Genomic DNA, 10,000 nt, shown 5'->3' with positions numbered 1-10,000 from the left:
GCAAAATCTTCACTTGGTTTGTATTGTGTGTAATCAGCTAAAGCTAAAATAGCTAATAATGATAAGATTATGAGTTTTTCATTTATTTATAAGGGATTTTATTTCAATTCTCATTTCTTCACATATAAAACAAAATAATTTGGCTTTAAATTCTGCTAAGAAATCTTTAAAATTTTTTGTTGCGCAAACTAATAAATCATAAAATTCCACTAATTTCTTTTCATCGAAATTGCGTATTAAATCTAAAATTTCTTTTACATCACTTTTTTCATTTAATTTTGAAAATGTTACTCTAATATATTTTCCAAATTCACTATAAGCATATGTTTCGTTTTTTAATTTATAGGTTGATACTAAAAATCTTATTATATTAATAGCTAAATTTGGAATAGGCATTCGTATTCCTTAGCTTTTTGGTTAATTAAAGCAAATTTATACTTCTCATCTTCTAATTTTTTACCATCTAGCTTTGAGTTAATTCTCTCAAATAAATCTTCAAAAGAATAATTATCAAAGTTAAAATCACAATCGAATGGAGTTAGATTATAAAACACTAAAGAGTGAATATAATCAATCATTTTTTTAAATGATTTTCCCATTGTTTTTTGGTCAAATCTATTAAGATTATATTCTTTTAATATTTCATCTATTTTTTCTTTAACTTCGTTTGAGCATTCTGAATTTGGTTTAGGGTCATCTAAAGCTTTTGCTACATCAAGACTAAAAGGTCCAAATTTATAACTTTTAAAATTTATACCGATAAACGGTCTTGAATGTTGTTGATAATATTTCAACTCTAATAAAAATAATATTTTTTGATAAAGCCTTGCCATTAATGCGTCTTTGCTTATCTTTTTAAGATAAGATACGGCTTCAATTAATCTTTTTTCCGATGCTGCATCCATTTTCCTCATTATATATCCTTTTTTGGAAATTAATATAATCTTTATGATACTAATTTATTTGCTAAAACAACTAAATTCTTTTTATCTTTTTTCTGAAATAACTTTTCTTTCTGTGGCTTGTGCATCTTTAAGCTTATTAGAAATTTTCCATAATTTGATAATTTCATCTTAATTTGCTTACCGTAAAAACCATTCCAAAATGATTGTATTTTTGTCATAAGTTTTCTTTCTCTATAATTAAACAAACCTAAAATATTTTATATTATACTGCACTTTGTTAAATAAAAACTTTAAATAAAAATAAAACCATTGCTTAAAATTCATCCCACCACTTCTATAAAATTTTTAAAGGTTTCAATCGCCATTTTTGATACTACAGCACCTAAGATCTCGCATTGTTCGAATTCGCTATTATCTACTTTTTTATCCTCGTATTTTTTATTTTCAGAAACTAAAAAAATATAATCTTCAAAAGGTTCTTTTTTAATTTTTTTGCAAAATAAATCATCATTTTTTTTAAAAATAACAATATCTGCATTTGAAATAGTCTCAAGTGAATTTTTGCTTCTATCCACAATAATAAAATCTCCATTAGATAAAATAGGTTCCATGCTATCGCCATTAATTTTTATAATATCATAACTCTTCTTTATAGGTATATCTAAAATTTCTTTTAGAAAATTTTCATCAACGGAAACAATTTTTGCTTCTTCGCTTTGAGATGATGTTCCAAGTCCTGCACTTGCATAAATATCTGGAAAATATCTGAAATTTATTTGATTATCATTTCTAAAAACATCTTGCAATATCACTTCGTTGAAAGGAATATCCAATGCATTACATAAAATTTTTATATATTGTGGTTTAGGTTTTGTTTTATTATCTTCTTTAGACATCAACCATTTTTTTATTGTTGCTTCTGAGCTTTCTATGCCATTTTTATATAAAATTTCCATCAAATCTTGATATGTAACTTTTTTATCTCTATTTTTTAAATAAAATTTAAATTTTTCAGTATCAAAATGAAAATCGAATATATCTCCATTTCTTCCCATATTCTCTCCTTTTTTAGTATAAAAATTATACACTTTTTTCAAGCAAATAATGTTCCATAATTAGAAACATAATTAAATATTTATTAAGTTTCTTTATTTTATACTTTCGTTATGAAAAAAATAGATTTTTTTGATTTTACAAAAATATTGAGTAATCATTATACGGTTATTAGTGTTAAAAAGATTAGAACAAATAAATCACGCCCAAGCTTTAAAAAACAAATAGAGTTTAAAAAACTCTATGGAATACCTCATGAATTTTGGGTGGATGTTCGTAGCAATCTTATAAACATACCTAAGCGTGGGAGAAAGCGAAAGGATAGAGAATGAAAATGATTGAGCTAAAGGTTAAGATGCCTGATGAGTATTTTGAACTTTTACAAAGTGTGGCAAATGATGGCGGATTTAATAGTATTAATGAGCTTATTACGGATAGGATTGCTCATTTTTTAAAATTTGAAAAATACTATAGAGAACTAGGTAAAAAGGATATTCTAAGCCTTGATAAGACTTAGATTTCTCCTAAGTAATTTGGATTTTGGGTGGGTAGGGTATGATTTAGGTTGTGCAGCTTGTTCTAGCTGTTTTATCCTGTTTTCTAACTCTTCGATTTTTTCCATAAGATAAGGGATGTTTTTTAACAAGTTTAAATCTTTGTCATCCATTTTGATAAGTCCTTTTCTTGATTGGGTGCAAAAAAATTATAGCAAAGGACTTTTTAAAACGGATTAAGGAATGAAATGCTTGAGAGATTGATTGAGATTATAGGATTATTTATTTTTACTTTGATGATGTTGCATTTTAGACTGTTTCTAGTGGCTGGTATTTCGGCTGGGATTTTAATATCTTGCATTTATCATTATCTAAAACGCATTTTTTATCACGGTAGTAAGGACAAATAATGTATTTAAATTTATCTTTTTTAAAAACCATTTCAAAAGGAGTTTTTTTTGTAACTAATTTATATCCTAAGTTAGGATATAGTCTTTTTGTCAAATCGTTTTCTAGCTTCATATCTTTAATACAAACTCTTTTTAGTTTTTGTTTTTTAGTCAAATATAGAAACAAAGGACGGATACTTAAACCAAATAAAACACCTATCAAAAAATATACTAAATTTTCTAAAGTGGCGGTTTTTAGCATTTCGGATAAGAAAGAATTAAACATAAAAAACCTTTTTAATTTAAATTATAACATAAAGGAGAGTTGTTGATACCAAGTTTTATAGCAAGTTTTGATGTGGCTATCGGGCGAAAAAGATTGAGAGAGAGAAAAGGCTATTTGAAATTATCAAACACTATAGCTTATGGAGGACTTAGTGTTGATGCTCTGGCATTGTATATTCAATTAGCAAAGCTTAGTGAAAAAACGATTGTAAGTGAAATCTATCTAAGAGAGTTTATAAAAGTTAAAAATAATCAAAGAATGAGTTTAAATAGATTAAGAATTGCAAAAAAAGAATTAATCGAGCTTAGGCTTTTAGAAATTAAAAAGGTTAGAAATGGATCTTTAAATTTTTATGAGTGGATTTTAAAAGATGAAAATTATCAAGTCAAAAAGCATTTTAACAAATCTTTATCTTTGCTTAAAAACAGTGATGAAAAGCTAAGCAAAACTCTTAAAAATAATGCTTCATCAATCGACAGAAAATTAACCACTGAAAACGAAAAAAATCAAAATTCCCTATATATAGAAACACGCACGCACGCACGCGATAATAAATTTATAAATAATATAAATATTAATAATAATAAATTTATAAAAAAAGAGAATTTAGAAAATTTAAAAAATAATCAAGAAAAGAAAGAACGCGTTTTTAATCAAAACGCCTCTTTTGTAGTGAGCTTTTTAAAACTTGATGAAAAGGAATGTGAAAAAATGGCAAAAAAAGAATTTAAAGTCCCAAATGCTAATGAGCTTATGGGGCAAATAATGGCTTTTAATGAGAAAAATAATACAAACTTTGGTGAAGAGTTGGCTAATGATTTTATAGGCTATTGGGATGCTAGAGAGTGGAAAAGAAATGGAAAAAGAATGTCAAGTGTGGCAGGAAGTCTTTATACATGGCTTAAATACGCTAAAGAAAACGAGCTAAGAAAAAATCAGCGTTTTGGTAGAAAAAAAGAAGCCAATCCAAGTGTGGTTGATAGCTTGATGGAGTATTACGGGATGAAAGATGAGAACAAAGACAAGCTCTTAGGATGCTTTTAAGGAGTAAAAAATGCAAGAAAAAATACAAATTTTAATGGACTTATTGGAAATTAATAAGGCTCAGGCAACTGATATTGTAGGTAGATATTTAAAAAATGCAAAAGATATTCATTCTTTTTTAGATTTTTATTTCGAAACTTTAGAAAGAGAGAATATCGTAGGGACAACCTATGAGAAATTAAGAATGGTTTGTAAAAAAGCAGAGATTGAATTTAAAAAACGCTTTGAAGATAAAGAAATATTTTTAGAATGGCTTTGCAATAAATATAAAAACCAAGCTTGCTTTAGACTACATGAAGGAGATTTTGAATATTCGTATTTTGCTAGCTGCGGAAATGGTAAAAAGATTAAAATTAACCAAAAATCAATTGATATCTTAGTTTGCGTAAATGCTTTTAAGCAAATCTCCTATAAAAATGGCGAACCATTAGAAAATAATGAATTTAAAGAAGCTCTACTTGAATTTATTTTCAAAAATCAAGACAGAATAGGAAAAAATTTGAATATTCCTTTGTCGGTTAAAAAAATAGAGAAAGTTTTAAGCCTAGAAGAAAAAAGAGAAATCGAAAAGATTGAAGAAACAAAACTTTTTAATGAAAACAAAGATAGGTTTGAAATTTTTATAAAAAGCAAAAAAGCTTTTAAAAAAATAAGCTAATTTTAAGAAAGCCTGAAATGGAAAAGTATTTTTTAAAAATTGATTTAAAAAGCAACCCAGTTCCTTATAAAAGAACCACGCAAAGATCTAAATTTGCATGTAAAGATTATCTTAAATATTTAGATTTTAAAAAACTCTTGCAAATGGAGTTTAGAAGACAAAATAATATTAGCTGTTTTCAAGCCTTTGATAAGCAAAAGAAATATGAGTTTTCTTTAAAAATAGGATTTAACAGCAAAAGGCATGGCGATGGAGACAATATCGTAAAATGCGTGTTAGATGCGTTATTTGAAAACGATAAGAATGTTTTAAAAGGCGATTATGAGATTATTAGTTTTAAAAAATCTTTTTTAGACTTAGAAATCAAAGAATTTAATTTTAAAGAAGGGGTGGCTTGATGGCTAGAATGATGACAAATGGCAAAAGTATGACAAAAGAAGAGCTTGTATCAAAGATAGAAAACTACTTTAGCGAAAAAACTGTTTTAAAAGAAACTAAAGAAAGTGTTATTTTTGCACCTAAAACAAAAGTGGGATTAGCTGTGCATTTAGGGATTTCAATGCAAACTTTAAATGAGTGGGAAAAAGATAAAGATTTTGGAGAAATAGTAGCAAATGCAAAACAAAGGTGTGAAATGGATATTTTAAACCATTCCTTAATCGGTACTTATACTCCTAGCGTTAGTATGTTCTTGCTAAAAAATCAACATGGATATGTGGATAAACAAGAAGTAGTCAGCGATAATGTTCAAAAAATAGAAATTATAAGAAGTGAAATCAAATGAAATTAAAGCTTGACTTTTCTTACACTCCTGCACAACTTAAAGTTTTTGATGATAAAAATCCACGCTTTATAACTGTAGCAAAGGGCAGAAGACTTGGTTTTACAAGGGGAAGCGCTAAGTTTGTCATAGAAAACTTGCTTTTAGGACAAAATGTATTATGGGTAGATACCATACAAGCAAATTTACAAAATTATTACGAGTTATATTTTACACCTGAGTTAAAAAACTTGCCAAAAGATTTTTATTCTTGGAGTGTACAAGATAAGAAATTAATCATTAATGGAGCGGTACTTCATATGAGAAGTGCTGAAAGAAGTGAAAATATCGAAGGTTTTGGATATGACCTTGTTATTTTAAACGAAGCAGGAATTATTTTAAAAGGCAGCAAAGGAGAATATCTTTGGTATAACGCCATACGCCCTATGTTGCTTGATAATCCTAAATCAAGAGCGATTATCGGTGGAGTTCCTAAAGGAAAAAATCTATTTTATGAACTTTGCAGAAAAGAACTCAGCGATAAAAATTGGAAACATTTTCAATTCTCAAGTTATGATAATCCATTTTTAAAAGAAGAGCAAATTAAAGAATTAATTGAAGAAGTGGGTGGCGAAGATAGCGAAGTAGTCAAACAAGAAATTTATGGCGAGTTTATAGATAGCGGGGGTGCGGAGCTTTTTGCATTAACTGAAATTGAAAATGCGATGAGCAAGAACTCTTTTAGTATTGAAAAAATGCAAGGTGAGAATATTTGGGGGCTTGATGTAGCAAGATATGGAGATGATAAAAGTGTTTTAGCAAAAAGAAAAGGTTTTGTAATTGATGAGATTAAAAAATACTCACAACTTGGAACCATGGAGTTAGCAAATAAAATATTAGCTGAATATAACCAAAGCGAAGACAAACCAAAAGGTATTTTCATAGATACTTGCGGTCTTGGCGTTGGCGTGTATGATGTCTTGTTAAATTATGGCTTGCCCGTATTTGAGGCAAATTCTGCAAATTCTGCAACTAGCAATGAATACTTAAATAAAAGAGCGCAGATGTATTTTACATTTGCTAAAAACTTAAAACACATGGAGCTTGTTAAAGATGAAGAATTAAAAAAAGATATGAGAATGATTGAATATGAGTATAGCGATAAAGGGTTGTTAAAGATAGTTTCAAAAGAACAATTAAAAAAGAACTATGGCAAAAGTCCTGATGTTAGCGATGCGGTGGCTCTAACTTTTTTTGAAAAACTATACAGCAGAAACAATACTAATGAAGATTGGAGCTATGATGGCTGGTGAGTTTTTAATGATCTATGATGCAATTGATGTAAACAAAATAAAAAAGCTTTCAAATTTAAGCGATGAGGCTATAAAGTCAAGTCTTGCAAATGAATTTTTAGAGCTTGTATCAGGATTTAATAATATTTCTAAAAAGAAATTTAAAAGAGAATTTGCGGAGTTTTTATTTGAAAAAGGAGTGAATGAAAAAGATATTTTAAAAATAACAAATTTAAGCAAAACAACAATATGGAGAATTATGAATGAAAACAAAAAGAACTAATGATGAGAGAGTATCGTTTTTAACACAACTCATTAGAGAAAGTAAAAGTGGATATGAAAATTACAAACCACACTTTAAAGAGTTGCAAGATGCTTATTTGCTTGAAAATAAGGTAATGCAAAAATTGAGAAAAAGAAATAAATCAAGTATCTACATACCAAAAATAAACTCTAAGGTAAAATACCTAATCACTAGCCTAAACGAAGTTTATTTTAATAGCGAAAGAATGGCAGATATTGAAACTTACATTAATAGCGATGATACGATTATAGAGCTATGGCAGAATGCCATAGATTTTTATAGCGGTAAAATCAATATGTTTAAGATTTTTCAACCGCTTTTCTTAGATGTTTTACTTGTGGGAACAAGTATAGCCAAGCTTACTTGGCATAAAGGAATGCCACGCATTGAAAGAGTAGATATTGATAGTATATTCTTTGACCCAAATGCACTAAATAGCGAAGATATAGGCTATATAGTCAATGAAATTTATCTAACTTATAATCAAATCCATGAAAGACAAAAGCTAGGGTTTTATAAAAAAATAGAAATTGAAAAGCTTTTTGATGAAGATGATGAATATAAAAAAGTGAAGCTTTATGATATTTATGAAAGAAAAAACGATGATGAGTGGGTGGTTTCTACCTTATTTGAAAATAATTTACTTAGAAATGAAGTTACTTTGCAAGATGGACAGCCTTTTATCTGGGGTTCAATGCTACCACAACTTAAAAAGATAGATAATGAAAACTATATAAGTGCTTATGGCGAGCCTATAATGGCTTCTGCTATGCCTTTGCAAGATGAAATTAATATAACTAGAAATCTTTTAATCGATGCTGTAAGAACTCATATTATGCCAAAAATAATGATGCCAAAATCAATGGGAGTAAGCAGAGAAGATATAGAAACCCTAGGAAAGCCTATATATACAGATGACCCCAAAGGAATTCAAATACTGCCTCCTCCAAATATAAATAGTTCTGGAATAAATTTGCAATTATTAGAAAGTGAACTCACAGAAGTAACAGGAATTAGTCCACAAAACAATGGAGCTCAAACTGCACAAAATGAAACAGCAACAGAAATAAGCATAAAAGCACAAGAAGGTGGAAGAAGAAGTGCTGACTACATAAGACAGTATAACGAAACCTTTATAGAGCCTTTATTTGATAGGTTTGCAATGCTTGTTTTTAAGTATGGAGAAGATAGTTTTTTTAATGGTTTTCAAAGAGAGGATATACCTAGTTTTAGATTTAAAATCCAAACAGGCACAGGAGCCATGAATAAAGAAATTAGACGTGCAGGAATTCAAGCTAGTATGCAAGTTTTTTCACAATTATATCAAATGTATATGAGCATAGGCGATGCAAATTCTGCTTATGGGATTATAAATGCTAGTAAAGAACTTACTAAAGAATTATTACCAATTTTAGGTGTAAAGAATGTAAATAGTTTATTTGCTTTTGAAAATAATGAAGATATTAATCCGCAAATGCAAGGAGAAACTAATGCTTAATATTGAAATAAAAAGTGATATATCTAAAACCAAAGGAGGAAAGAAATTAATAGATTTTATCAAAGCAAAATATAGTGAATGTTTTTATATAGCAAAAAATAATGATGAGAAAGAGTTAAGGTTAAAAGCTTTAGATACTATGGCTTTTTTAGACATAATAATCAATAAAATAAAGGATGAAGAAGATGGAAAATGATGCTTTAAAAGATTTAATAAATGTCATAACAGATGATGATAAAGGACAAGTTGCTAATAATGGCGATGAACCTACGCAAGTAGAAGATAATGAACCTATGCAGGTTGCTAATGAGAACGAGCCTGATTATAAGGCGATGTTTGAAGCTTATAAAAGTGAAAATGACAACAAATTAAATGCTTTAATGAGTGAGCTTGAAGCTTTAAAAAATCCAAAAAAAGAGCCAAGCGAACAAGAATTACAAAGAGAGCAGTATTTAAAAGAATTAGGACTTGATGGACTTGATGAGAAATTAAAAAGGCTTGAAGAGCTTGATAAAAAGCAAAAAGACAAAGAAGAGCAAGATGCACTAATCGCTAAATACGCACAAGTAGAAAGCGAGTTAAGAAAAGCCTATCCTGATGCGGATTTAAAGGCTATGGCAGAACTTGCAACAAAATTAAATGGTTTAGGCGAAGGTAATATTGACAGCTGGAAAACCTTGCTTAATTTGGTCGGAAAATCAAATAATGCCAAAAAAGCTGAAGATTTATCAAGTGCAAATAATAATGTAAGAACTAGTGATTTTAACGATAAGTTAAAAAAAGGCGAAGTTAGCGAGATAGATCTAGGCAAAGAATTATTAAGTTTAGTATAAAGGAGAAATCATGGATTTTATAACAGCTTTAAAAGGTGGTACAGGACTAGGCTCTAGCTTTGCAGATACTTTGATGAAAACAAGCAATTTTACTCCAAATTTAGCAAGTAGCAGTGGTGGTTTTTTAAATGGATTAAAAAATTCTTTTAGTAATTTTGGAGATTGGTTATTTAAAAGTTCTGATGCAAACAAAATAACTAATTTTGATAGATTGGGAAATGTTTTAGGCGCTGGGGGTGCTTTATATGGTGCTTACAATCAGCAAAAGATGGCACAAAAGAATTATGAGTTACAAAAAGATGCTTATAACTTCAATAAGTATCTAGCCAATGAAGAGTTAAACAGAAGAAAGAATATGGAAAATAAACTTCAAAATGTTTGGAGTAATTAAATAGATTTGGATTTAAGGAAGCCAAAGGGAAATTATAGCTCCCCTTAAAAAAGGGGAAATCAAGTATTAATAAGCCTTGACTATAATTATACA

General features: G+C 28.6%; 18 protein-coding genes and 1 pseudogene. 12 read left to right on the top strand and 7 right to left on the bottom strand.

The window, feature by feature from the left end:
- From CCO88_RS11005 to CCO88_RS09370, 5 genes and pseudogenes are all read right to left on the bottom strand, one after another.
- Nucleotides 1–86: pseudogene (locus tag CCO88_RS11005) on the bottom strand (DNA/RNA non-specific endonuclease); the annotation flags it as partial.
- A complete protein-coding gene (locus CCO88_RS09380) occupies nt 79–396 on the bottom strand; it encodes a hypothetical protein (protein WP_002819545.1) in 318 nt (105 codons plus the stop codon). The gene CCO88_RS09380 and the pseudogene CCO88_RS11005, both read right to left, overlap by 8 nt.
- The gene (locus CCO88_RS09375) at nt 378–905 is read right to left on the bottom strand and encodes a type II toxin-antitoxin system antitoxin SocA domain-containing protein (protein WP_170876579.1); all 528 of its coding nucleotides are present in this window, start codon (nt 903–905) and stop codon (nt 378–380) included. The genes CCO88_RS09380 and CCO88_RS09375 overlap by 19 nt, the downstream gene beginning before the upstream one ends.
- Before the next feature lie 41 nt (nt 906–946).
- Nucleotides 947–1,123 (bottom strand): hypothetical protein, encoded by a 177-nt coding sequence (locus CCO88_RS10745; RefSeq protein ID WP_002819537.1) that lies wholly within the window; start codon nt 1,121–1,123, stop codon nt 947–949.
- Between the two features lie 102 nt (nt 1,124–1,225).
- The gene (locus CCO88_RS09370) at nt 1,226–1,960 is read right to left on the bottom strand and encodes a S24 family peptidase (protein WP_002840483.1); all 735 of its coding nucleotides are present in this window, start codon (nt 1,958–1,960) and stop codon (nt 1,226–1,228) included.
- A 111-nt stretch (nt 1,961–2,071) separates the two neighbouring features.
- Between CCO88_RS09370 and CCO88_RS09365 the strand changes: the two genes are divergently transcribed.
- Nucleotides 2,072–2,290, top strand: coding sequence for a hypothetical protein (locus CCO88_RS09365; RefSeq protein ID WP_002826741.1), 219 nt, complete (start codon nt 2,072–2,074; stop codon nt 2,288–2,290).
- On the top strand, nt 2,287–2,475 hold the full coding sequence (locus tag CCO88_RS09360) for a hypothetical protein (protein WP_002784000.1): 189 nt from the start codon (nt 2,287–2,289) through the stop codon (nt 2,473–2,475). The genes CCO88_RS09365 and CCO88_RS09360 overlap by 4 nt, the downstream gene beginning before the upstream one ends.
- Here the strand turns inward: CCO88_RS09360 and CCO88_RS10515 are convergent.
- Nucleotides 2,455–2,625, bottom strand: coding sequence for a hypothetical protein (locus tag CCO88_RS10515; protein ID WP_002840482.1), 171 nt, complete (start codon nt 2,623–2,625; stop codon nt 2,455–2,457). The genes CCO88_RS09360 and CCO88_RS10515 overlap by 21 nt on opposite strands.
- 136 nt (nt 2,626–2,761) lie before the next feature.
- On the bottom strand, nt 2,762–3,127 hold the full coding sequence (locus tag CCO88_RS10245) for a hypothetical protein (protein WP_002784008.1): 366 nt from the start codon (nt 3,125–3,127) through the stop codon (nt 2,762–2,764).
- 42 nt (nt 3,128–3,169) lie between these two features.
- Between CCO88_RS10245 and CCO88_RS09350 the strand changes: the two genes are divergently transcribed.
- From CCO88_RS09350 to CCO88_RS09305, 10 genes are read left to right on the top strand one after another with little or no spacing between them, the layout of a single operon-like run.
- The gene (locus CCO88_RS09350) at nt 3,170–4,171 is read left to right on the top strand and encodes a hypothetical protein (RefSeq protein WP_002785581.1); all 1,002 of its coding nucleotides are present in this window, start codon (nt 3,170–3,172) and stop codon (nt 4,169–4,171) included.
- A gap of 10 nt (nt 4,172–4,181) precedes the next feature.
- The gene (locus CCO88_RS09345) at nt 4,182–4,829 is read left to right on the top strand and encodes a hypothetical protein (RefSeq protein WP_002785574.1); all 648 of its coding nucleotides are present in this window, start codon (nt 4,182–4,184) and stop codon (nt 4,827–4,829) included.
- 17 nt (nt 4,830–4,846) lie between these two features.
- Complete coding sequence (locus CCO88_RS09340; protein ID WP_002810222.1) at nt 4,847–5,227, top strand: RusA family crossover junction endodeoxyribonuclease; 381 nt, start codon at nt 4,847–4,849, stop codon at nt 5,225–5,227.
- On the top strand, nt 5,227–5,613 hold the full coding sequence (locus CCO88_RS09335) for a terminase small subunit (protein ID WP_002825868.1): 387 nt from the start codon (nt 5,227–5,229) through the stop codon (nt 5,611–5,613). Before CCO88_RS09340 ends, CCO88_RS09335 begins: the two co-directional genes overlap by 1 nt.
- Entirely contained in the window at nt 5,610–6,902 is a 1,293-nt protein-coding gene (locus tag CCO88_RS09330; protein WP_002840479.1) for a terminase large subunit domain-containing protein, read from the top strand. Before CCO88_RS09335 ends, CCO88_RS09330 begins: the two co-directional genes overlap by 4 nt.
- Nucleotides 6,892–7,164 carry a hypothetical protein gene (locus CCO88_RS09325; RefSeq protein WP_002781524.1) on the top strand — a complete coding sequence of 91 codons (273 nt, stop codon included), beginning with the start codon at nt 6,892–6,894 and terminating at the stop codon, nt 7,162–7,164. Before CCO88_RS09330 ends, CCO88_RS09325 begins: the two co-directional genes overlap by 11 nt.
- On the top strand, nt 7,145–8,683 hold the full coding sequence (locus CCO88_RS09320; RefSeq protein ID WP_002840476.1) for a portal protein: 1,539 nt from the start codon (nt 7,145–7,147) through the stop codon (nt 8,681–8,683). The genes CCO88_RS09325 and CCO88_RS09320 overlap by 20 nt, the downstream gene beginning before the upstream one ends.
- The gene (locus CCO88_RS09315; RefSeq protein WP_000931940.1) at nt 8,676–8,879 is read left to right on the top strand and encodes a hypothetical protein; all 204 of its coding nucleotides are present in this window, start codon (nt 8,676–8,678) and stop codon (nt 8,877–8,879) included. Before CCO88_RS09320 ends, CCO88_RS09315 begins: the two co-directional genes overlap by 8 nt.
- The gene (locus CCO88_RS09310) at nt 8,869–9,516 is read left to right on the top strand and encodes a hypothetical protein (RefSeq protein ID WP_002791793.1); all 648 of its coding nucleotides are present in this window, start codon (nt 8,869–8,871) and stop codon (nt 9,514–9,516) included. The genes CCO88_RS09315 and CCO88_RS09310 overlap by 11 nt, the downstream gene beginning before the upstream one ends.
- A gap of 10 nt (nt 9,517–9,526) precedes the next feature.
- A complete protein-coding gene (locus CCO88_RS09305; RefSeq protein WP_002840474.1) occupies nt 9,527–9,907 on the top strand; it encodes a hypothetical protein in 381 nt (126 codons plus the stop codon).
- The last annotated feature ends 93 nt before the right edge of the window (nt 9,908–10,000 follow it).

Origin of the sequence: Campylobacter coli LMG 9860 (genome assembly GCF_000254135.1) — a bacterium.
Classification (GTDB): Bacteria; Campylobacterota; Campylobacteria; order Campylobacterales; family Campylobacteraceae; genus Campylobacter_D; species Campylobacter_D coli.
Note: the sequence above shows the minus strand (reverse complement) of the source record. Positions and strands in the feature narration are given on the sequence as shown.

What these genes read in the sequence shown, in the direction of transcription:
- CCO88_RS09380 (WP_002819545.1), bottom strand. Translation starts at nt 396, where the DNA reads ATGCCTATTCCAAATTTAGCTATTAATATAATAAGATTTTTAGTATCA.
- CCO88_RS09375 (WP_170876579.1), bottom strand. Translation starts at nt 905, where the DNA reads ATGGATGCAGCATCGGAAAAAAGATTAATTGAAGCCGTATCTTATCTT.
- CCO88_RS10745 (WP_002819537.1), bottom strand. Translation starts at nt 1,123, where the DNA reads ATGACAAAAATACAATCATTTTGGAATGGTTTTTACGGTAAGCAAATT.
- CCO88_RS09370 (WP_002840483.1), bottom strand. Translation starts at nt 1,960, where the DNA reads ATGGGAAGAAATGGAGATATATTCGATTTTCATTTTGATACTGAAAAA.
- CCO88_RS09365 (WP_002826741.1), top strand. Translation starts at nt 2,072, where the DNA reads ATGAAAAAAATAGATTTTTTTGATTTTACAAAAATATTGAGTAATCAT.
- CCO88_RS09360 (WP_002784000.1), top strand. Translation starts at nt 2,287, where the DNA reads ATGAAAATGATTGAGCTAAAGGTTAAGATGCCTGATGAGTATTTTGAA.
- CCO88_RS10515 (WP_002840482.1), bottom strand. Translation starts at nt 2,625, where the DNA reads ATGGATGACAAAGATTTAAACTTGTTAAAAAACATCCCTTATCTTATG.
- CCO88_RS10245 (WP_002784008.1), bottom strand. Translation starts at nt 3,127, where the DNA reads ATGTTTAATTCTTTCTTATCCGAAATGCTAAAAACCGCCACTTTAGAA.
- CCO88_RS09345 (WP_002785574.1), top strand. Translation starts at nt 4,182, where the DNA reads ATGCAAGAAAAAATACAAATTTTAATGGACTTATTGGAAATTAATAAG.
- CCO88_RS09340 (WP_002810222.1), top strand. Translation starts at nt 4,847, where the DNA reads ATGGAAAAGTATTTTTTAAAAATTGATTTAAAAAGCAACCCAGTTCCT.
- CCO88_RS09335 (WP_002825868.1), top strand. Translation starts at nt 5,227, where the DNA reads ATGGCTAGAATGATGACAAATGGCAAAAGTATGACAAAAGAAGAGCTT.
- CCO88_RS09330 (WP_002840479.1), top strand. Translation starts at nt 5,610, where the DNA reads ATGAAATTAAAGCTTGACTTTTCTTACACTCCTGCACAACTTAAAGTT.
- CCO88_RS09325 (WP_002781524.1), top strand. Translation starts at nt 6,892, where the DNA reads ATGGCTGGTGAGTTTTTAATGATCTATGATGCAATTGATGTAAACAAA.
- CCO88_RS09320 (WP_002840476.1), top strand. Translation starts at nt 7,145, where the DNA reads ATGAAAACAAAAAGAACTAATGATGAGAGAGTATCGTTTTTAACACAA.
- CCO88_RS09315 (WP_000931940.1), top strand. Translation starts at nt 8,676, where the DNA reads ATGCTTAATATTGAAATAAAAAGTGATATATCTAAAACCAAAGGAGGA.
- CCO88_RS09310 (WP_002791793.1), top strand. Translation starts at nt 8,869, where the DNA reads ATGGAAAATGATGCTTTAAAAGATTTAATAAATGTCATAACAGATGAT.
- CCO88_RS09305 (WP_002840474.1), top strand. Translation starts at nt 9,527, where the DNA reads ATGGATTTTATAACAGCTTTAAAAGGTGGTACAGGACTAGGCTCTAGC.